The sequence below is a fragment of the Streptomyces sp. NPDC006711 genome, assembly GCF_042869775.1.
GTDB lineage: Bacteria > Actinomycetota > Actinomycetes > Streptomycetales > Streptomycetaceae > Streptomyces.
This window is the reverse complement of the sequence record NZ_JBIAGO010000035.1, coordinates 14,715-35,505: the sequence shown is the minus strand read 5'-3', so window position 1 is coordinate 35,505 and position 20,791 is coordinate 14,715. Positions and strand designations below refer to the sequence as shown.

Here is a 20,791-nt window from a genome sequence, read left to right as displayed (position 1 = left end):
CACCAAGACCTCCCCCTCGACCACGTCATCGAAGCCCTCAACCCCCACCGCACCCTCTCCCACACCCCCTTCACCCAAATCGCACTCACCCTCCAGAACACGGAAGGCGGCCACTTCGACCTCCCGGGTCTGCGCGTCACCGCGGAGGGGTACGCCGGAGCTGTCGCAAGGACCGACCTCGGGCTGAGCCTGCACGAGCGCTTCACCGGCGCGGGAGCCCCTAATGGCATCCAGGGCACCTTGGAGTACGACACAGCCCTCTTCGACCGCACCACCGCCGTGCTGTTCGCCGAACGTCTCACCCGTGTCCTCACCGCCGTGTCCGGCGAGCCGGACACCCGCGTCAGCCGGGTGGAAGTCCTCTCCGAGCGGGAGCGTCGCGACCTGTTGGGCACCGACGCCGACCGCCCCGGCGAGGCCGCCGTGGCGACGCTCCCCGCGCTCTTCGAACGGCAGGTCCGAAACACCCCGCACCTGCCCGCCGTCGAGGCGGCGTCCGGGACGCAGACCTACGCGGAGCTCAACGCCGCCGCCAATCGGCTCGCCCGGGTGCTCGTCGCCCACGGCGCCGCCCCGGAGCAGCACGTCGCTGTCGCGCTGCCCCGTTCGGCACAGTGGGTGGAAGCCGTGCTGGCCGTGCTGAAGGCAGGCGCCGTCTACGTGCCGCTCGACCCCGGCCACCCCCCGCAGCGGCTGGCCACCATGCTCGCGAACGTAGCGCCCGCCTTGTTGGTGACGACGCGGGACGACGTCGCACGCCTGCCGCGTACGCCGGGGACCACGCTGATCCTGCTGGACGACGACAAGGTCCGCTCGCAGTGCGCTAAGGCGCCCGGCACCGACCTCGGCGACCCGGACCGGGCGGCGACGCTGCGCTCGGACCACCCCGCGTACGTCATCCACACCTCGGGATCGACGGGCACCCCCAAGGGGGTGGTGGTCACTCATGCCGGTATCGGCGCCCTGTCGGCCCACCAGCAGGCCGACTTCGATGTGTCCGTCGACAGCCGGGTGCTACAGCTCGCCTCCTCGACCTTCGACGTCTCCGTCGCGGAGCTCTGCCTCGCGCTGCTCTCGGGAGCGACCCTGGTCGTGCCGGAGGGGCTGTTGGCGGGTGCTGAACTCGGTGACGTCCTCGCGACATCCCGCATCACCCACGCACTCGTCGCGCCCACGGCGCTCGCCGAGGTGCCCAGGCGGGAACTGCCCGCGCTGACCGCACTGATCACCGGGGGCGAGACCCTGCCGCGGGAGCTCGCCGAGTTCTGGGCCCGCGGCCGCCTGCTTGTCAACGCATACGGTCCGAGCGAAGCCACCTGCGACGTCACCTTCGCCACCATCGGGTCCGGTGACACCGCGGAGACCAGGACCATCGGGCGCCCCATCGTGGGGGCCTGGGCCCACGTGCTGGACAGGGACCTGCGACCGGCTCCGCCAGGGGTCACGGGCGAGGTGTACGTGTCCGGCCTCGGAGTGGCCCGGGGCTACCTCAAGGACACGGCCACGACCGCCTCGCGCTTCGTGGCCGACCCCTACGGCGCCCCGGGAACCAGGCTGTACCGGACCGGGGACCTGGCGCTGCGCCGTCCCGACGGGGTGCTGGAGTTCCGTGGGCGAAGCGATTCGCAGACCAAGGTGCGCGGCTTCCGGATCGAGACGGGCGAGGTCGAATCGGCGATCCGGCGCTGCGCGGGCGTGACGGGCGTCGAAGTGATGGTGCGCGAGGACCGGCCCGGTGACCAGCGGCTGGTGGCGTACGTGTCCTGCGAGTCCGGGCCCCGCGCGTCCGACCCGGCGGCGTTGCACACCTTGATCACCGAGCAGCTGCCCAACTACATGGTGCCGTCCGACTTCGTCATGGTGTCGGATTGGCCGCGGACTCCCCACGGCAAGGTGGACCGCCGGGCTCTGCCGGCTCCGGTACGGGCCGGTGGCCGCACAGGAGGTGCGCCGCGGTCGGCCCAGGGGGTCGTGCTGTGCGCGCTCTTCGCCGAGGTGCTCGGTGTCGAACGGGTGGGGCTCGACGACAACTTCTTCGAACTGGGCGGTCATTCGCTGCTGGCGACCAGGCTGGTGGGCCGGATGCAGGAGGTGCTGGGCCGGCGGGTGGAACTGCGTGACGTCTTCGCGGCTCCTACCCCCGCCGGTCTCGCGGCGCGGGAACCAGGGGACGGCGAAGACGCCTTGGGCACACTGCTCCCCTTCCGCACGGAGGGCGGTACCCACCCACTCTTCTGCGTTCATCCGGTATCGGGCTACGCTTGGCGGTTCACCGCGCTGCTCAGTGCGCTGGGCAGAGACTGTCCGCTGTACGGCTTGCAGGCGCCGGGGCTGGACGGCTCGACGCCGACCGCCGGCTCCCTGGAGGAGCTGGTCTCGGGCTACGTACGGGACATGCGGACAGTGCAGGCGGTGGGCCCCTACCACCTCGTGGGTCTGTCCCTGGGCGGGCTGGTGGCGCAGGCGGTCGCCACCAGGCTCCAGGAGGAGGGGGAGGAGGTGGCTCTGCTCGCGCTGCTCGACTCCTACCCGGGGCCGCCCTCGGGCCCGGGGACGTCCACCGACCCGGAGGAGATACTGCGGGACATTCATGACGGGTACGCCGAGATCTACGGGCTGCCCGCCGACGCCGGGGAAGAGCCGCCCAGCGCTGGTGTGGCGCGCGCCCGCGTGGTCGACTGGGTCGGGCAGGGGACGGACGAGCTGTCCGCCCTGGATCGCGCGCAGCAGGAGGCCGTGGTCGACGTCATGGTGAACAACGTGCGGATCACGAACGAGGCCCGGCCGCAGGTGTTCCACGGGAACTTGCTGCTGGTGGTGGCCGCCCGGGGCCGGCGGCCGTGGGCGCAGCCGAAGGCGTGGGAGGAGTTCGTCGACGGCGAGGTCGAGGTCCACGAGGTGGACGTCGTGCACCAGGCTCTGTTGCAGCCCGGCCCCGCCGCCGAGATCGGACGCCTCATCACGCCGAGACTGTCGTCACCCCGTTGAGCGGCGGAGCGAACTCGCTGTCCCGCACGTGGCGACCTCCACCTTCCGTATCATTCAAGAGGTGCTACAAAGTGGCGGCGACGCCAGCCACAGGTGACAACGGGAACGAGCGCGCATGACCATCAAGGTATTGATCGCCGACGACCAGACCCTGATCCGCCAGAGCTTCCGGATCGTTCTCAACGCGCAGCAGGACATCGACGTCGTCGGCGAAGCCGTCAACGGCGAGGAAGCCGTGCGGATGGTCTCCGAACTCGCCCCGGCGGTCGCCCTGATGGACATCCGAATGCCCGTCCTGGACGGGCTCGCGGCGACCCGGAAGATCATGGCGGCCGATGGTGGCACGAAGGTACTGGTGCTGACCACCTTCGACCTCGACGAGTACGTCTACGAGGCACTGCAGTCCGGCGCCAGTGGATTCCTGCTCAAGGATTCCTCCGCGCGTCAACTCGCCGACGCCGTACGGACGGTCGCGAGCGGGGGCGCGCTGCTCGCGCCGACCATCACCATGCGCCTGATCGAGGAGTTCTCCCGGCTCGGCGCGCCCAAGCCGCCGCGCATGGCCCGGGTGTCGGACCTGACGGAGCGGGAGACCCAGGTGCTCTGCCTGATCGCGCAGGGCCTCTCGAACGCGGAGATCGCCGCCCAACTCGTGATCACCGAGCAGACGGTGAAATCCCATGTGAGCAGGCTGCTGGTGAAGTTGGGGCTGCGGGACCGCACACAGGCCGCGGTGTTCGCGTACGAGAGCGGCCTCGTCGTCGTGGGTGACTGACGAGGCCAGTCAGGGCGACGGGCTCGCGTGGCCGCGGGTCCTGGCACCATGGGGTGCTTCCCCCCGCGAGGGGCCCCACGTGTCGGAAACAGCCCCTTGTTACGGCAGGTCGAAGAAGATCATCGGGTTGTGCTTGCTGGTGCGCACCGGGGTGTCGAGACCCAGTTCCTTCTTCACCTGTGCCAACTGCTCGATGACCGCGGGATCCTTGGCGGCGGACGGGGTGAAGAACTCAATTCCGTTGTTCTTCAGCCACTTGATGATGACGGATCCCTCACTCATCGGCTTGGGCCGGCGCCCGTGGAACACGTCGTGCACGCTGGTGGGCGTCTTCGCAGGGACCGCGGGGAAGAGATTTTCGATGTACCAGTGGGCGAAACGCGCACCGTGGTCGGCGTCGATGAACAGATAGCCGGTGTCGGCCGGCACCTTTGCCAGGTTCTCCTGCACATTGCCCTGGTTGAACGTCCAGCGGCCCCGGGAAAGCTTCTTGTCGACGTTCTTCACGACGTTGTCGACGATGTCGAAGGAGTGCAGGTGTCCCGTGCCGTTGTCGCGCAGGGCACTCAGGATCCAGCGGGTGGACCACCCGTAGAATGTGCCTATCTCGACGACCACCTCGGGCCTGTACTCACGGAGCAGCAGGTAGGTGATTTCCGCCTCGTAGTCGTCGAGTTGCGGCTTCATTTCCTTGCCGCGGGCGGCGAGGTAGTCGCGCTGGTCATTCCTGACCTTCGCCAGGTCGCTCTCGTACTTCACATAAAGGCGGCTGAGGCGTTCGACGTCAAGCACGGCCATGGAATTTCCTTCGACGTGAGGGGAAATGAATCCAGATAACTCTAAAGGGCCCCGATATTAGGTCGATATCGTTCCTTGGCCCGCGTTTCTGCCAGGCCTCTCATAGCTTTGGAAGAGGGTCCTGAAGGCGAGAAGTACCGCCCCGAAGAGCGGAATCCAAGCCAGGCGCAGCAGCACCCATGCCGGTCCGTCCGGGCTGGTGTGCAGACCGGGCAGGAACACGCCGAGGCCGAGCGGTACGAGAGTGGTCGTCAGCATCGCCGTCTGGTGCCAGAGGAACACCGTGAGGGCCGACATGCTCAGCAGCACCACCCCGGCCCACAGGAAGTGGGCAGGACGGGCGCGACGGTTGCCGCGGTCCGGAACCCGCGACGCTCCGGTGCTGGACTGCTGCCCCACGAGGCGTCGCAGGGGCCCGCAGAGGAGCAACGCCCCACCGCACTGGGCGAGACCGAAGGCGACGGCCGCGACCGTCGGGGGACTGAGGTTGGAGATCAGGGGACCCGGCACGCCGACCATGCTCGCGGGGTAGCCGCACCACAGGATGAGCGCGGCCGTGGCGCAGGTGCCGCCGAGAAGCAGGGCGGCCGCCGTCCGGCGACGCGCGAAGCACCCGGCGGACCAGGCCGCACCCAGTGCGTAAGGGATCAGCCAGGCCGCGGGAATGTTCAGCAGCCGGACCGTACCGGCCGCGCCGTCGTCCCCGAAGAGGGCGCGCGCCCCGTCGAGGGCGGCCACCAGCAGCCCCGCGACGACGGCCGTACGCACCCCGTGCCGCACCACGAGCGGCGTACAGGCCGTCAGGGCCGCGTACACCGCGAGGAACCAGAGCGGCGAGAAGACCAGCCACACCAAGGTGTGGATCGTCTCGTGCGCGGTCCCCGTGGCGACCAGCCCCGCCCATGCCATGGCCCAGGTGACCGCCAGCGGGACGACGGGACGCACCAGCCGGGCCAGCCGCCGGCCGAGCCACGTGCGGTACGAGGTCCCGGCGGCGCGCGCCGAAACATAGCTGCGGACGGTGACACGGCCGCCGACGAAGAAGAACAGCGCGAGCGTCTGGAACAGCCAGGTCAGCGGCGCGAGTGCGGGCATGTGGGCCAGTGGGCTGTCGCCCATGAGGTGGCCGCCGGCCCGCAGGACGACAGCGCTGACCAGCCAGTGGCCCAGTACGACGCCGGCGATGGCCAGCGCCCGGAGCACATCGACCGCGCGGTCCCGGTCCGCCGGGGTCGCCGCGTCGATGCGCAGGACGGCCTCGTGGACCCGCTGGAAGCGCAGTGGCCGGTCGGGGACGGGCGGACGGGGGTGTGCCGCCCGTCCCCGACCGGAGTCTTGGGTCGGGCGGGCCGCGGTGAGGCGGACCGCCGAGGAGCGGGTGGGAGAAGGATGGGGTGGGAGACGGAGGTCGGTCATGCGGACACTTCCGATCCACGGCCGAGCGCGATGCGGGAGATGTTCTCCAGGGCGATGCCGCCGGGCCGCAGGTAGTCGCTGTGTTCTCCCGGGCCGGCCGGGAAGTGCCGGGCGCCGAACGCCGGGGACGTGGGGTCGGCGCCGAATCCGACCTGTTCGCCGAGCACGTCGATGCTGGTGTTCGGGATCCTGGCGATCCAGTCCGTCGCACCGCGGCCCGCCCACAGCGGAACCTCGGTGTGCAGCTCGGCACGGGAGTCCACGCCCATTCCCGGGCTTCCGAAGACCACGGCGTCCGCAGGGGCCGACGGGTCGTCGGCGTCCATGCCCTTCAGCGCCTTGCCGCACACCACGGTGCCGTAGGAGTGGCAGAGCAGCGCGACGGGGGCCTCGGGGTTCACCCGCTGCAGGTCCTTCAGGAACGTCCGCAGTTCGCGGCCGCCCTCCTCGGCCCGGCCGGTGGTGGCGACGTCCCGGCTCATGGTGCGCGGGGCGTCGTAGCCGTACCAGGCCACCACGGCGACCCGTTCCTTGGGAGCGAGCCGTCGTTCCTCGGCGTACAGCGCGCGGGCCCCGCCGTTGAGTGCGGCGTAGGTGGTGCCGAACCTGTCGAAGGTGTCGACCGTGGTGTCCGAACCCGGCACCACGACGGAGATGCGGTCGGCACGGGCAAGGTCGCCAAGCACCTCGACGGCCTGTCCGTCGCCGACCGGGCTGAAGGAGAGGAACTGCCGCCCTGGTTGGGCGAACTTCCTCAGCACTGCCGCTCTGCCGGTGTCGTGCAGCCGCTCGGCCGCCTGCGCGGAGTCGAGGATGTACTGGCGGTTCTCCGCGTACCGCGTGTCCAGGGTGGCGGCCCCGGCCTCGGGCAGCTCCGGCGCGCGCACGGTGCCCGGTGTGAGCGAATGGGCCGCAGCGGAGACCGAGACCACGAGGGAGCACGCGAATGCGGCCATCATAAGACCGCGTCTGAGCCGTGTACCTCGCATGACTGGTCCTCTCACTCCCGGCAGGAACGACGTTCCGGTGAACTGGAATTGAGATTAGGGACCTGTCCTGCTTTCCGGATCACGCTCAGGAGTGCTCCTCGTGATTAGCTCTCAAGTAGGGGTGCTCCCCCGCAAGTTGGAGAAGCGGTCCCACTCGCTGATGATTTCTCCCCCCGGCCGCCCGGCCCGCCTTGTCAGCCGCCGTCGCGGGCTGCCATTCTCGGATGGTCCGCTGCGGCTCCCGCAACGGGCCATCCTCGAAGGAAGGTTGGTCGGCGCCATCGGCATCCACGGCTCGTACGCGTCGCCCGCCCCTGTGGCGTTACCTCCGGCGGTTCCCCGCTCCGCGCCACCGCGACGGCCCGGCATGTGCCGGGCCGTCGCGGTGGCATCTCGCGCGGCCAGTCGTTCAGGCGCTGGCCGCCCGTGCCGCTCCCGGGGTCAGCAGCGCCAGCTCCTTGGCCACCTCCTTCTCGCCCCAGGCCATCCCGATCTGCTGGAAGGCCCGACGGGCCACGGTGAGGTAGTGGCCGGCTCCGAGCGCCCGGTCCAGCATGCGGCAGCACCTGCCCAGCAGGAGATTGTTGCCGGCGAACAGGGCGAGATCGCCGGTCTGTTCCGCGGTTGCCAGGGACTGGAGCAGCCAGGGGGAAGCGTTCTCGGCCAGTCCGACGGCGATGCAGGTCTCCCCCATGCCGAGCAAGGCGTACGCCTCGCCACGGACGGTGCCCTTGCCCTGGACCTGTTCGACCAGCCGGCGATAGCTGTCCCCCACCTTCTGGAAGACCGCACGCGCCCGTTCGGCACGCCCCATCGCGGCGACGAGTTCCCTCCCGATGCGGTTGAGCGCGGCCACCGCGGGCTGGGTCAGCGCCTGGCCGTACGACTCGCCGATGTTGTCGCAGATCCGGAACGTGGCCCCGAGCAGGTCCTTGACGCGGTCGCAGCGAAGCCGGCGCATCTCCACCGAAAGCAGCTCGAAGGTCATGGCCGACTCGCCGCCGAGGCTCCCGGCTCGCCGCATGGCCATCAGCGAGCTCTCGGTGACCGCTTGCCAGTCGTCATAGACAGTGCGCGACTCGAAGAGCACCGCGGTGGACATCTCCAGCTCCCAGGCGAGCTCATCCGCCCCAAGACCGCTGAGCTGCCGGACCACGGCGCCGACCGCGGAACGCTCGGTGTCGGAACCGGCCCGTCTGGCCTGCAGCACGGAGCCGTCGGGGCCCGGCCCGGCGGAGCCGCGCGGGATGTTGCCGCGCGCCCCGGCGAAGTCGCCGCCGTACTCCTGACGGTGCGTCTCGTCGGCGACGCTGAGCCAGCCGCGCCAGGCCCGCTCGCGAGCCGCCCGCCGCTCGCCCGTCTCCTCCTCCGCGAGCACCCGCTCCCCCGCGTACAGCTTCAGCAGGCTGTGGAAGCGGTAGCGGACGGCGCCCGCGGCGTCGACGCCGACCACGGTGAGCAGGTTCAGGTCGACCAACTGCTCGATGAGCCTTTCGGCCTCGCCGGTTGACACCTCGAGCAGTGCGCCGCCGACCCTGGCGGAGAAGTCCGGGACGTCCAACAGGGACAGTCTCCGGAACATGCGCGCGAGGTTCGCGGGCATGGCCCGGTAACTGGCGTCGAAGGCGGACCGCACCTCCAGGCCGCCCGCAGTGAGCTCGTCAAGCCGCCGTGGCTCCTCCGCCAGGAGGTCGACCAAGCGGCGAACGGACCAGTGCGGCTTGACGGCCAGGCGGGTGGCGGCGATCCGGAGCGCCAGCGGCAGCCCCTCACACAGGGCGCACAGGGCGTCGACGGCCCTGAGGTCCGCCGCGCTGCGCCCCTTGGCCGCGATCCGGCGGACCAGCGCGGACGCCTCCCCCGCAGGCATGAGGCCGAGGGCGATGTGGACCATGCCGTGGACCGCCGCCATGTGCTCCTGCTGTTCCCTGCCGATCACCACGACGCAGCTTCGGCCGTTGCCCGTCAGTAGCAACTGGGCCTGGTCCAGGGAGGTGACATTGTCCAGCAGGATCAGGATCCGGCGTTCGGTGAGCAGGCTCCGGTGGAGCGCGGTCCGCTCCCCCGGGTCCTCGGGGATCCGCTCGCCGGGAACGCCCAGGGCCCGCAACAGGCGCCCGAGCAGCGAATGGACAGTGGCCGGGCCCTGGTCCTGGTCGTGCGTGGAAGCGTCCACGTACAGCTGGCCGTCGGGGAAGTGGTCGGCGACGCGATGCGCCCAGTGCACCACGAGGCTGGTCTTGCCGACGCCGGCCATGCCGGTGACGAAGCCGGTGCGCGGCGCCGCCCCGATGTGGTCGTCGACCAGCAGAGCATCAAGTTGCCGCAGCTCCGACTCCCGGCCGACGAAGGCAGGCACGTCCGGCGGAATCTCTGCCGGTACGGTCCGCACGGGAGGTGCCACCACCGGATGTCCGGCTTCCTCGGGACGGTCCGGTCCCGGCTCGTCCCGCAGGATCGCGTGGTGCAGCTGCTGGATCGACAGGCTCGGCTCCAGCCCCAGCTCCTCCACGAGCTCGTGCCGCCAGGCGCGGAAGCCCTCTGCCGCCTCGACACGCCATCCGGACCTGACCTGAGCCAGCATCAAGTTGTGGCGGAAGCGCTCGTGTTGGGGATAGTCGTTCACCGCGGCGGACAGCACCGGGATGAGTTCTTGGTGACGGCCCAGTTCGAGTTCGATCCCGGTCCACACCTCGTACGCCGCCAGCCGCTTTGCCTCCAGCCGCGTCGCCGCGTCCTCGGCGAGCTGCCCACCGACACCGGTCAACGGGCGTCCGCCCCACAGGTCCAGGGCGCGTTTGTAGGACCGACTTGCCTCTTCCAGGCAGTTCCTGCGGGCGCTGTCGCCGCCCTCGACCACCAGCTTCTCGAACTCGCGGACGTCGACCGAGCTGTTCTCGGTGAGCAGGCGGTAGCCGGGGTGCGCGGTCACAATCGTCGGGGCCTGCCGACCGGCGGCCCTGAATGTTTTGCGCAAAGCTCCTATGCAGATGGCCACCTGGGTACGCGCAGAGGCGGGTGGGTCATATCCCCAGACCGCGTCGATCAACGCGTCGACAGAGACGACCCGTCCCCAGGCAAGGACCAACGCGGCAATAATGATGCGCTGCCGGGGCCCACCAATGACTACAGGTTCATCACCAACTCTGGCCGAAAGCGGCCCAAGCAACGTATATGCAACTTTGTCCGAGTTCGCACGCTCGCCCTCCACGACTTTCCCCCGTCGCCGAACAACACCGAAACATACGGCGATTCACTGTAGATCAAAAGCGCCCATCAAGATCGGCCCGAATGGCCAAAACCATGCCCCCTCCATACGCCCAAACAGGGAAATGGGGGCAAGCGCTCTCCGGCCGCGCGGGAGCCTGCGGACTTGGATCTCCCCTCTTCACGCACCGTGATCATGGCCCGACGGACCGTAGCGCGGCGCTTCTGTCTCAATCCGATACGCTTTTACGGTTCCTTGAAGCTCCTCGCGGGGCGGTGTCACCCGCATCGGGACGCCTCGCCTTCGACGAGGGACGATTTTCGCAGTCCGGACGAGTTGTCAGGAACGAGACCGCCCAGCGTTGCCCGCTGGTCGAACGGTGGCGTCGATGCTGGTCACAGCGGCGTGGGTGCGTTGCCGGCCCGCGCTTCGGCCTACATGGCGCGAGTTGACCAAGGTTTGACCGCGAGGGAGATGTCGCCGGTGGCCCGTCGGCATGTGCGCAAGTACGACTGTCGTCGCGGGGGGCGACTTTGGCTGATCTGCACCCCCGCACGGCAAGCGCCGCCCGTTCGGAAGCGCGCCGCCGGTGATCTGCCCGGTGGCACCGACCGGGGGCGGTGTCCGCGATCGCGCCGGTGGGGCGCCAGGCTACGAGGCCGGTCACCGCGGGGTTTCATGGCGTCGGATCAGGCCAGAGCGGTGGATCCAGGCCAGGCACGCTTCGACGGGTCGGCAGGGACGCCGGGTCCGGGGCCGCGAGCGGGGCGGATGGAGGGGGGCGGGCGCCGGATGCGCGAGCAGCACCCGGGCGAGGCCCGCCCGGACTCCAGCAGGTCCAGGATCCGTGCGGGGCCGGCGACGGAGTGCCCGGGTGCGACGACGACCGTGGAACACGCTGAGCGGCCCCGGTGTTCGACAACGACACCCTTGGACACACCCGTCGAACCGGCTCCTCAGCGGTAGAGGAAACCGGAGAGGAGCGGCAGTCCGCCGAACGGGTCGGCGCCGGCCACGCACGCGTCCTTCTTGACGAACCGCTTCACATAGGCAGCTCCGTCGGTGCCGCCGGAGGCAGGCGTGTCCGAGGGCAGATAGGTCCTCGCGAACCGGTAGTGCCCGCCGCGCCACTTGGACAGCGTCCTGTCGAGCTCGTTCCAGCCCTCCTCCAGGCGCTGGTCGGCAGTGCCCGCGAGGGCAGCCTTCAACGGCTGGTGGGAGCGGACTTCCGTGCTGTTGAGCACCCCGAGATGGTCCACGGCCCCGAACACCTCGGCCTTGCGCGGGTCGTACCCGTAGATCGATATCTCCATGGCGTGATAGTTCAGCGACTGGACGGCGCTGGCCGCACCGGTGAAGTCGCGGAAGGTCATGAAGCCTTCCGGGGTGAGCGTGCGCAGAACGCGGAAGACGTCGTTGAGCAGACCGGCGCACACACCGGCGAGTTCCAGCCGGGCAGCCGCCCGTGCGGGGAACTCGTCCTTGGTGGCAGCCGTTTCCACCGCGAGCCGCCGCACGAGGAAGAAAAGCATCTCGCAGCACTGGACCGCGCGCAGGAAGACGTACTCCTCGTGCCGGTCGGAGCGCGGGAACCTGGTGCTCTCGGCGAGCAGCACGGTACGACGGGCCAGCACCGGGTCGACGGCCGCCTGGTCGACCAGGTCCCCGACGCGTACCCGCAGGACCTGGTTGACCACTGTGCCGCAGACGACCGCGATCGCCTCGTCCAGGCATTTGATCCGCTCGTCGCCGCACTCCGGCTGGATGCCCGCCTCCCATGCCGCGCGCTCCACCTCGACCAGGTCGGTCAGAGTGGTGTGCAGAGCCAGCAGCGCCCCGGCGACCGGGTCGTCGGGAAAGCGGTCGAGGAACCAGCCGTAGGAGTGCATGCAGGAGTAGCGGTAGTACTCCGGTATCTCCAGCTCGCGGCTGACCGGGCGGGTGAGCAGCCCGGTGACCTCGTCGACACCGCTCGGGTTCGGGGGCAGGGTGTCGTGCAGCGCCGCGAGGGCATCCGCCTCCGCGGGTTCCAGGCAGGCCCGGCCGCGCGTTCGCTGGAGCTGTGCGATCTCGCGCTGGTGGGGCGTCAGAAGCCGTTCAGCGGCCAGCGCCAGGGCCCCGGTCACGCCTTCCTCCCCACGATGAGGTGCTTGTCCCAGGTGGAGCGGTGTGTCGTGCACTCACCGAAGCCGGCTTCCCGCAGGAGGCCCTGATACTCAGCCGCCGTGCGGTGCCGTCCCTGAGTCTCCACGTGCATCGACAGGTTCATCGCCGCCGTCGCCAACGGGCCGCCGTCCTCGTCGAAAAGACGCTCCATCAACAGGACGCGGCCGCCGCTCGTGCACGCGTCGTACGCCTTGCGCAGCAGATCGACGCAGGTCTTGTCGTCCCAGTCGGAGAGGATGTAGCCGAAGGAGTGGCACTCCGCCGCCGGCAGCGGGTCCCGGAAGAAGTCACCGGGGGCGAACCCGAGGCGGTCATGCAGTCCCTGCTCGCGCCGGGTGTTCTCCAGGAAGGGGCCGACCGCCGGGAGGTCGAAGACCGTGACGTTCAGCTCCGGGTACCGGGCCAGGGCCGCCACCGCGAACGCACCGCTGGCGCCGCCCACGTCCACGAGATCCCGGACGCCGTCGAGTCCGGCGAGCCCGGCCAGTTCCTCGGACACCCCGAAGCTCAGGTTCCACATGGCTTCGAGGAATTCCCGGGTGGCTTCCTCGTCGTGGTAGATCACGTCGAAGGGCGCCGGGAGGTCCGCGTCCACGACCGCCTTGCCGCGCGTCAGGTAGTCGTCAAGCTGCTCCAGCCGACCGGTCGTATTGGTCACCAGGTGCCGTACGAATCCGCCGATGTAGCGGGGGCTCTCCGTGTCGAAGAACGGGCTCAGCCCGTCCGCGACGCGGTACGTGCCGTCGGTACCGCGTTCGAGGACCGACACCGACGCCAGGACCACCAGCAGCCGCTCCAGGGTCTCCTCGTCGATCCGGCGAGCGGCGGCGACGGCCGCTGGGGTGGCCGGTCCCTGGGCCATCAGCTGAGTGAAGACGCCGTGCTTGTCGGCCAAATGCAGAGCATGCGTCGAGAACATTCCGAACATGGCACGGTCGAGACTGCTGGACGGCATCGATTCCCCTCGGTTATTTTCGAAACGTCGACCGCCAGTTCCGCGCGGCCGCACATTCCCATCTCCGATGAAAAATATCCGTCCTGCATATCGTTTCGTTACCGACCGCCTCAGCCAATTCCCTCTTACTTGAGGCGGTTGCGAATAGAGACTCAATAAGGGGATGAAAGCCCGGAAGGTTATTCAGACGTGACGGATCACGAGAGCGTCCAGGTGCGGAGGAGTTCGAGCTGGACCACGTGTCGAGAGCCCCGGGGAAGGTGTCGAGGGGGCCGACCTTGCTCACAGCGCTCAACTACCGCTGTTCCAGAGGCTTTTGGATGACCTACCCGGTCTGTTGGTGATCCCGCTTGTGTGTGCGGCGCCGACCTTCGAGCTTGGCGCACGGGGTCCGCAGGGGGTCCTAGGCCTGGTGGATCATCGGGAGCGCCAGCAGGACCGCCAGCAGGCCGCATACCGCGGCGACCGTCAGGGGCAGCCGGGTCGTCCGCAGGAAGCCGGTGCGGTCCGCGCCGAGGAAGCCCCTGACCAGCCGGGTCTGGAGCACGGCGAAACCCTTCATGACCCAGGGCGCGACGAGGAGGAAGAGCACGCCGCCCGCGGCATGCACCGCCCAGGCCCCGGCCATCGTGGGGCCGCCCCAGGAATCCGAGGTGTCGTTCTCCGGCCGCAGCGGATAACCGACGTTGATCGCTACGGCGAACAGGAAGAACCCGGAGAACACGGCGGCGACGAAGTTCAGCGGGGTACTGACCACCGCGTGCACGAACGCCAGCGGCCCGGTGCGCTCCGGCTCGTCGACCCGCACGCCCAGCAGCCGCCGGGCCAGCCCGCGCTGAATGCGGCCCGCCGGCCCACCGACCAGGGCGAGCGGGACGGAGATGAGGCCGACGGGGAGCGCGAGGAGGAGGTAGGCCAGCCGGAGCCAGGTCTCCGCACGGAAGGGCTCGCGCAGGATCACGCCCACCGGGCCGACGGGGCGGAGATTGCGGGTGACGGGCTGCGATGTGAAGTCCATGCCCTCAAGGATCCCACCCGCGGGGCCTCGATCAATCGTGCCTGCACGGAGGTCGGGGGTTCGGTTTACCCCACCCTCCACACTGCGACCGCCGGCTGCCGCCCTGTGCCGGTTCTAGCCGCGCGTACGGTACTTCCACACGCTCAGCGGCGCGAACACCGCGATGAACGCGAAGCTCCACAGCACCGCCATCAACGCCGAGTGGGCGACCGGCCCTCCGATCATCAGCGACCGAGAGGCATCCACGACCGCGGTCATCGGGTTGTTCTCGACGACAAGCCGCAGCCAGGACGGCATGGTGTCCGGCGGCACGAAGATGGAACTGCCGAACTGAAGCGGCACCATCGCCAGAGTGCTGACGCTCTGCACGGTTTCCATCCCTCGCGCGGCCAGGCCGATGAACGCCTGCACCAGACAGAGCGCGGCCCCGTACAGCAGCAGGATGCCGATCGCGGCCGCGGTGGCGGCGACGGAGGTATGCACCCGGAAACCGATCAGGAACCCGAAGGCCAGGACCACCAGCAGGCCGGCCAGGATCCGGCATGTGTCGGCCAGGATCCGACCGATGAGCACCGCCGAGCGGGCCACCGGCATGGACCGGTAGCGGTCCATCACCCCGGTGGTGAAGTCCATGTTCAGGGCGATGCCCGAGGTGCGGCAGGTGGTGGTGATGGTGAGCGCCATGATGCCGGGCATCAGGTACTGCCGGTACTCCGCGCTGTCCCCGGAGACCGCTCCGCCGAAGGTGTAGATGAAGACCAGCGACAGCGTCACCGGCATCAGCGTGGCGTCGATGATCTGGCCCGGGCTGGCCATCGCTTTGCGCAGGTTGCGCCGGGTGAGCGCCAGCGAGTGGCGAACCAGGGGGCGCACCCCCCGCCCCGGGGAGATCCGCCCCGCAACCCTCGCCATGGTTGGTGAACTCACACCGCACTCCTCGCGGGCAGCACTTCGGAATGCGCCTGCGAGGCCGCGCCGGCCCCGGTCAGCGTCAGGAACACCTCGTCCAGGCTGGGAATGCGTACGTCCAGCCCGGCGAGCGGAATGTCGCTCTGTCCCACTGCCCTCACCACGTCGCTCAGTTGGGCCCCGTCACCCGACAGGGGCAGCTGGATGTGCCCGGTCTCCTCGTCTGCCGGGGCGACGGTGTACCCCCGGCTCTCCAGGACCCGGCGCAGCTCAGCCGAGTCCACCGGCCTCTCGGGCCGGATGCGCAGCACCTGGCCGCCCAGGCGCGCGCGCAACTCCGCCGTCTTTCCCCGGGCGATGACCTGCCCGCGGTCGATGACGACCAGGGAGTCGGCCAGCGCCTCGGCCTCCTCCATGTACTGGGTCGTGAGCAGCACCGTGGTGCCCAGGTCGGCCAGCCGCCGGACCTCGGCCCACATGGCGTTGCGGCTGTGCGGGTCGAGTCCTGTGGTCGGCTCGTCGAGGCACAGCACACTGGGGCTGCCGATCAGGCTGGCGGCCAGGTCCAGGCGGCGGCGCATGCCGCCGGAGTAGCGACCGACGGGCCGGGCGCCGACGTCGGTGAGCTGGAAGCGTTCCAGCATCTCGTCCGCCCGCGCCCTGGCCTTGCGGCGAGGAAAGTTGAACAGCCGGGCTATGACGTAAAGGTTCTCCCAGCCGGAGATGTCCTCGTCGACGGAGGCGTACTGGCCGGTGAGCCCGATCAGCGCACGGACCTCGCCGGCCTGGCGCACCACGTCGTAGCCGCACACCAGGGCCCGCCCGCTGTCCGGTCTGATCAGGGTGGAGACCATTTTGACCGTGGTGGTCTTGCCCGCGCCGTTGGGGCCGAGCAGTCCGAGCACGTGCCCCGTGGGCACCTCAAGACTCACGTCCTTGACCACCGGGTTGCCGCCGTAGCTCTTGGCCAGGCCCTCGATGAGGATGGCAGGAGTCATCAGGTCCTCGTGCTTTCCGCAGTGGTGCTGTTCGGCTGCTCAGTCGAGGACATAGCCATCCTGCATCCGCAGGCGGCGGGAGCGGCGCAGGTCGTTGAGGACGAAGGTGCGTTGCAGCCAGCGGTCCTTGCCGTCGTAGCGCGGGACGAAGGCCGAACGGCCGTGCGTGGTGATGCGGTTGTCGACGATCGCCAGATCGCCGGGGCTGAGCACGGTGCTCAGAGAGGTCTTGTCGAAGGCGTCCTGGAGCTCGGCCATCGCCTGGATCGCCCGGCCGGTGAGCGGCTGGGTGGCGGCGAAGTCGACGCGCAGGTCGGGGTCCTCGGGCGCACCGGTCAGGATGGGCCGCGCCTCGGTGTCGCCGCCGCCCGAGCCACCGAAGGAAGGCGGCGGATCGGTACGGAACTCCGGGCTGCGCAGGACCTCCTGGGTCTCCTCGCTCAGCAGCGGCAGCGCCGCGCGGATGCTCGCGGTGCGCAGCCCGGCGACCTTGTCGTGGTCGGCCCGCAGGCACAGCAGCATCACGTAGTCGGGACGGTGCGGGTGGAAGGCGTTCTCGTTGTGGAAGGTCAGCAGGACGGAACCGGCGTTGCCCTGGAACTCCTCCTTGCCCCGGACCGGAACCACGTCCTGGACCAGCGCGCCGGTCTTCTCCGGGCGGAACGCGACGGGGTCTCCGAGGCTGCAGGCGATCATCGTCAGGACCGCCGCGGACACGCTGGCCTCCCGCTGCACCGAGTCGGCGGTGGAGGGGGTGTCGGGCAGCGCCGTGCCGTCCACGGGCAGGCCCCGGATCAGCAGGACACCGCTGGCCCCGGAGTCCCTGCGGAACTCGCCGAGGGGGGTGCGCAGCCCGGAGGGCAGCTCGTGCCGCTCCCTGCGGGCCGCGTCAACCCACTCGTGGCTGTCCACCTTGCCGTCGGCGGCCCTGGTCAGCCGCCGGGCAACCGTCTCGGTTCGCGCGGCGTCGTCGCCCGCCAGTGTCACGACCGCCGCCTGTGCGCCGGTCTCCATTACCACAGTCATCAAGACTTCACCTTCTGGTGGTTCATGTATGTGTACGGGATCCCTGACAGGTGCGGCCCGGGGGCCGGCGGCGTTGCCGCGCTGTCAGCCGGCGTTCTCCATGGCGCGTACGAGGCTCAGCGGGCGCATGTCGGTCCACTGCTCGGTGATGAAGGCGAGGATCTCCTCGCGGCCGCCCTCCTCGCGGGCGGGACGCCAGCCGGCCGGCACCTCGGCGAAGACGGGCCACAGGGAGTACTGGCCCTCGTCGTTGACCAGGGCGAGGTAGCGGGCGTCGTTGTCCTCGAACGGGTTGGTGCTCATGTGTCGTGTGCCTCTCTCGTGGTTGGTTGGATGTGTGGCTGTCGCGGAGTGGTCCGGCTAGGACAGCGAGGTCTGTGGGACGGGCGTGGCGTCGAGTACGTCGGGGCCGTAGATGCCCTGCGCCCAGTTGGCGTGGTAGACGGTGTCGAGGTAGCGCTCGCCCAGGTCGGGGGCGAGTGCCACGGCCTCGATCCGCTCGCCACCCGTATGGTCGGCCAGCCACCGGGCGGCGCCGCTGACGACCGTTCCGGTGGAGCCGCCGAACAGGAAGCCGCGGGCGGCGAGCCGGTGGCACATGCGGATGGTGTCGGGCTCGGGCACCATCACCACGTCGTCGATGAAGGATTCGTCCAGCAGCTGCGGGCGCACTCCAGTGCCCAGTCCCGGGATCATGCGGGGTTCCGGGGGGTGCCCGAAGGCAACCGAGCCGACGCTGTCCACGGCCACGATCCGTACGCCCGGCCGGTGTTCCTTGAACCAGCGGGCGCAGCCCATCAGCGTTCCGGTGGTACCCGCGCCGACGAACAGGACGTCCAGGCCGGGGTGGGCCCGGGCGACGGCGGGCGCGGTCTGGCGGTGGTGCGCCTTCCAGTTGGCCTGGTTGACGTACTGGTTGAGCCAGACGTGCCGCTCGTTCTCTTCACACAGCGCTCGGACGTGGGCGATGCGTGCGGCCAGGAACCCGCCCTCGCGCGCCGGTTCGGTGATGGTGTGCACCACGGCGCCGAACGCCTCCATCAGACGCTTGGAGGCGAGGTTGCACCGCGAGTCGGTCACGCAGACGAAGCCGTATCCCTTGCTGGCCGCGATCATGCTCAGCGCGACGCCCAGATTCCCGGAGGAGGACTCCACCAGGATCGACCCGGGGGTGAGCTCCCCTGCCTCTTCCGCGGCCTCCACCATGGCGACGGCGGCCTTCTGCTTGACGGAGCCGGTGAAGTTGAACCCTTCACACTTCAGGTGCACGGGAATGCCGAGCACCGCGTCGAGGTCGACGTACAGGTCTTCCACATTGAACTCTTGGGGAGACGAAATGATCGGCACAGAACCTCCCTGCCTTGAACGGCGTTTTATTTGGGGGCGGCGTCACCCGTAACGGCGCATCTCGTGGAAGAAGTCGTCGACCACATTCAGCTGTCCCGAGTCGCGAACGACGTCGTAGACGTGCTTGCCGACCGCGAGGTCGAGGACGCCGAGACCGAAGGGCGAGAAGAACACCGGGCGGTCAGCCGCCGGGCTCAGATCCCCGGTCAGCACGTCGTGGAGCGTGCCGTGCACGAAGTCCCGGTTGCCCTCCTGCTGTTCGGCCAGGTGGAGGGATGTGTTGGCCTTCAGGCAGTGCTCGACGTCGTCGACGATGTTGGTGCCCGTCAGCAGGACCTCGGGCGCCAGGTCGCGCAGCGAGACGTGCAGCACCAGCGGGTTGTGGGCGAACAGGCCCGGGTCGGTGACGTGCGGGGCCCCGGCGATGGTGGCGAAGACGATCAGGTCCGAGGACCGGATCAGGTCCTCGGGGGTTTCGTGGATGGTGACGTTTCCGGTCTCGCCGGACTGGGCGAGGTACTTGGTGAAGCCGACGGCGTGCTCGGAGGACAGATCGTGCACGCCCGTCGCTTCGAAGGTCCAGCCGGTTTCGCGCAACAGGGTGTGGATGAAGCGGGCGATGAGCCCGACGCCGAAGAAGCCGACCCGGAGCGGGCGGCAGCGGCCGGCGCTGAGCCGGTCGGCGGCCAGCGCAGCCGAGGCGGCGGTGCGCACCGCGCTGATGATGGAGCTCTCCAGGCAGGCGAACGGGTAACCGGTCTCGTGGTCGTTGAGGATGAGGACGGCGGAAGCCCGGGGGATGCCGGCGTCCACGTTCTCCGGGAAGCTGGAGATCCACTTGATTCCGTCGGTGGCGACCTCGCCGCCGATGGAGGCGGGCAGCGCGATGATGCGTGAGGAGGGCTTGTCGGGAAAGCGCAGGAAGTACGAGGGAGGGTTGACCGTGTCGCCCTCGCCGTGGAGGCGGTAGGCGGCCTCGATCAGGTCCACCACCTCCTTGCCGCGGCCGTCGAGAACCTGGCTGACCTGCGCTCCGGGTATGACCGCAAAGGAGGGCGCCGCGTGCTGCTGGGACATGAAGAGCTCCGTAGGGAAGTGCGGGGGCGGGGTCAGGCTGCTGCGGGGTGGGCCGGCACATCGGTGCGCACGTGGTCGGCGAGGCGCACCGGGTCGCCGAAGAGCGCCACGACCTCGCGGTCCCCCTGGTATGCCTCGCGGCTGTGCGCCGTCCGCAGGTTGTCGACGACCAGCAGGTCTCCGGCCTGCCAGGGACGGCGCGAAGTAGCGGCCGTGTAGGCGGTGTTGAGCGTTTCTATGACCTCTTCGCTGATGGCCTCGCCGTCCCCGAAACGGGTGTTGAAGGGCAGCGCGTCCGGACCGTAGAAGGAAGTCAGGTACTCCCGGACCGCGGGCTCCAGGGTCAGTCCGTTGAGGAACGCGATCTGGTTGAACCACAGCCGCTCGCCGGTGACGGGGTGGGCGACCACCGCGGCCCGCCGCTGGCGGGTGCGCAGCGCGCCGTCCGCGAGCCATTCGTGCTCGATGGCGTGCTCGGCGCAGTACGCGGCCACCTCGGCGCGGTCCTGCGTACCGAAGGCTTCCGACCAGGTGACGCCCACCTCGCGGTAGTCGCGGTCCAGCAGCCAGCCCTGGTGTGCGAAACGTTCGACGAGGTCGGCGGGCAGGGAGCTCAGCAGCGTCCGGGCGTCGGCGACCGCGGTGGCGCCGCCGGAGGCGGGTGCGGTCAGGCAGCCGAAGAGGGCGACGGAGGGCACCTCGGCGGCATAGCTCAACTCGTGGTGCATGCACATCGGTTCGTCGGCCGGCCACATGGACGAGGAGTAGACGCCTTCGCCGTGCTCGGTGCGGCTGGTGAAACCCTCGCGTTCGGCCACCGGGGTCACACCGAGCCAGCGCGCTGCCCGCGCCAGGTCGTGGGGAGCGCTCAGGCCGAGGCCGCGCACGAGCAGCGCGCCGTGCCGGGCCACCAAGTCGCGCACCACCTGGCCCGGCAGCAGGTCGAAGTCCGCGCCGGGGACCTCCAGCATGGGAGTGCGCCCTGCTTCGAGGACCGGTTCGTAAGCGCCGGGCGGTGCCGCGGCGGTCATGGCGCCGTCGGTCGTGGCCGTCATCGGATTGCCTTTCTTGAAGGTCTGGCGGCATACGGACAAAGGGTGGGCCGTACGGTCGCCTGAGGT

The 20,791-nt window shown here is 69.7% G+C and carries 16 protein-coding genes; 2 read left to right on the top strand and 14 right to left on the bottom strand.

What is annotated here, in order from left to right; genetic code table 11:
- Together ACFYM2_RS34390 and ACFYM2_RS34385 are read left to right on the top strand one after the other, a co-directional pair.
- Positions 1-2,988 (top strand): amino acid adenylation domain-containing protein (locus tag ACFYM2_RS34390; protein WP_388841780.1); only part of this gene is annotated, 2,988 nt, incomplete at its 5' end.
- A 115-nt stretch (positions 2,989-3,103) separates the two neighbouring features.
- Complete coding sequence (locus tag ACFYM2_RS34385) at positions 3,104-3,763, top strand: response regulator (protein ID WP_388841777.1); 660 nt, start codon at positions 3,104-3,106, stop codon at positions 3,761-3,763.
- Between the two features lie 99 nt (positions 3,764-3,862).
- On the opposite strand, the gene ACFYM2_RS34380 is transcribed toward ACFYM2_RS34385, so the two are convergent.
- The 14 genes from ACFYM2_RS34380 to ACFYM2_RS34315 form a co-directional block, all read right to left on the bottom strand.
- Complete coding sequence (locus tag ACFYM2_RS34380; protein WP_359004282.1) at positions 3,863-4,561, bottom strand: class I SAM-dependent methyltransferase; 699 nt, start codon at positions 4,559-4,561, stop codon at positions 3,863-3,865.
- A gap of 57 nt (positions 4,562-4,618) precedes the next feature.
- Positions 4,619-5,977, bottom strand: coding sequence for an acyltransferase (locus ACFYM2_RS34375; protein WP_388841775.1), 1,359 nt, complete (start codon positions 5,975-5,977; stop codon positions 4,619-4,621).
- Positions 5,974-6,936, bottom strand: a complete 963-nt coding sequence (locus ACFYM2_RS34370; protein WP_388841772.1) for an alpha/beta hydrolase — start codon at positions 6,934-6,936, stop codon at positions 5,974-5,976. The genes ACFYM2_RS34375 and ACFYM2_RS34370 overlap by 4 nt, the downstream gene beginning before the upstream one ends.
- A gap of 439 nt (positions 6,937-7,375) precedes the next feature.
- Positions 7,376-10,177: a BTAD domain-containing putative transcriptional regulator gene (locus tag ACFYM2_RS34365; protein ID WP_388841769.1), complete on the bottom strand. Its 2,802-nt coding sequence runs from the start codon at positions 10,175-10,177 to the stop codon at positions 7,376-7,378.
- A 953-nt stretch (positions 10,178-11,130) separates the two neighbouring features.
- On the bottom strand, positions 11,131-12,300 hold the full coding sequence (locus ACFYM2_RS34360) for a hypothetical protein (RefSeq protein WP_359004291.1): 1,170 nt from the start codon (positions 12,298-12,300) through the stop codon (positions 11,131-11,133).
- The gene (locus ACFYM2_RS34355; protein WP_359004293.1) at positions 12,297-13,295 is read right to left on the bottom strand and encodes a methyltransferase; all 999 of its coding nucleotides are present in this window, start codon (positions 13,293-13,295) and stop codon (positions 12,297-12,299) included. Before ACFYM2_RS34355 ends, ACFYM2_RS34360 begins: the two co-directional genes overlap by 4 nt.
- A 403-nt stretch (positions 13,296-13,698) precedes the next feature.
- Positions 13,699-14,313: a sensor domain-containing protein gene (locus ACFYM2_RS34350; RefSeq protein ID WP_388462415.1), complete on the bottom strand. Its 615-nt coding sequence runs from the start codon at positions 14,311-14,313 to the stop codon at positions 13,699-13,701.
- A gap of 114 nt (positions 14,314-14,427) precedes the next feature.
- Complete coding sequence (locus ACFYM2_RS34345) at positions 14,428-15,240, bottom strand: ABC transporter permease (RefSeq protein WP_388841766.1); 813 nt, start codon at positions 15,238-15,240, stop codon at positions 14,428-14,430.
- A complete protein-coding gene (locus tag ACFYM2_RS34340) occupies positions 15,237-16,220 on the bottom strand; it encodes an ATP-binding cassette domain-containing protein (protein WP_359004300.1) in 984 nt (327 codons plus the stop codon). The genes ACFYM2_RS34345 and ACFYM2_RS34340 overlap by 4 nt, the downstream gene beginning before the upstream one ends.
- Positions 16,221-16,259: 39 nt before the next feature.
- Positions 16,260-17,246 carry a TauD/TfdA family dioxygenase gene (locus ACFYM2_RS34335; protein WP_359004303.1) on the bottom strand — a complete coding sequence of 329 codons (987 nt, stop codon included), beginning with the start codon at positions 17,244-17,246 and terminating at the stop codon, positions 16,260-16,262.
- Positions 17,247-17,330: 84 nt separating this feature from the next.
- Positions 17,331-17,549 (bottom strand): MbtH family protein, encoded by a 219-nt coding sequence (locus ACFYM2_RS34330; RefSeq protein ID WP_350233140.1) that lies wholly within the window; start codon positions 17,547-17,549, stop codon positions 17,331-17,333.
- A gap of 57 nt (positions 17,550-17,606) precedes the next feature.
- Positions 17,607-18,593: a 2,3-diaminopropionate biosynthesis protein SbnA gene (sbnA, locus tag ACFYM2_RS34325; protein WP_359004306.1), complete on the bottom strand. Its 987-nt coding sequence runs from the start codon at positions 18,591-18,593 to the stop codon at positions 17,607-17,609.
- Between the two features lie 42 nt (positions 18,594-18,635).
- Positions 18,636-19,670, bottom strand: a complete 1,035-nt coding sequence (gene sbnB / locus ACFYM2_RS34320; protein WP_388841763.1) for a 2,3-diaminopropionate biosynthesis protein SbnB — start codon at positions 19,668-19,670, stop codon at positions 18,636-18,638.
- Positions 19,671-19,702: 32 nt separating this feature from the next.
- Positions 19,703-20,725, bottom strand: a complete 1,023-nt coding sequence (locus ACFYM2_RS34315) for a TauD/TfdA family dioxygenase (protein WP_388841760.1) — start codon at positions 20,723-20,725, stop codon at positions 19,703-19,705.
- Positions 20,726-20,791: the final 66 nt, after the last annotated feature.

Excerpts from the sequence above, each read along its gene's own strand:
- ACFYM2_RS34385 (WP_388841777.1), top strand. The coding sequence starts at position 3,104 with ATGACCATCAAGGTATTGATCGCCGACGACCAGACCCTGATCCGCCAG.
- ACFYM2_RS34380 (WP_359004282.1), bottom strand. The coding sequence starts at position 4,561 with ATGGCCGTGCTTGACGTCGAACGCCTCAGCCGCCTTTATGTGAAGTAC.
- ACFYM2_RS34375 (WP_388841775.1), bottom strand. The coding sequence starts at position 5,977 with ATGACCGACCTCCGTCTCCCACCCCATCCTTCTCCCACCCGCTCCTCG.
- ACFYM2_RS34370 (WP_388841772.1), bottom strand. The coding sequence starts at position 6,936 with ATGATGGCCGCATTCGCGTGCTCCCTCGTGGTCTCGGTCTCCGCTGCG.
- ACFYM2_RS34355 (WP_359004293.1), bottom strand. The coding sequence starts at position 13,295 with ATGCCGTCCAGCAGTCTCGACCGTGCCATGTTCGGAATGTTCTCGACG.
- ACFYM2_RS34350 (WP_388462415.1), bottom strand. The coding sequence starts at position 14,313 with ATGGACTTCACATCGCAGCCCGTCACCCGCAATCTCCGCCCCGTCGGC.
- ACFYM2_RS34340 (WP_359004300.1), bottom strand. The coding sequence starts at position 16,220 with ATGACTCCTGCCATCCTCATCGAGGGCCTGGCCAAGAGCTACGGCGGC.
- ACFYM2_RS34335 (WP_359004303.1), bottom strand. The coding sequence starts at position 17,246 with ATGACTGTGGTAATGGAGACCGGCGCACAGGCGGCGGTCGTGACACTG.
- ACFYM2_RS34330 (WP_350233140.1), bottom strand. The coding sequence starts at position 17,549 with ATGAGCACCAACCCGTTCGAGGACAACGACGCCCGCTACCTCGCCCTG.
- sbnB (WP_388841763.1), bottom strand. The coding sequence starts at position 19,670 with ATGTCCCAGCAGCACGCGGCGCCCTCCTTTGCGGTCATACCCGGAGCG.
- ACFYM2_RS34315 (WP_388841760.1), bottom strand. The coding sequence starts at position 20,725 with ATGACGGCCACGACCGACGGCGCCATGACCGCCGCGGCACCGCCCGGC.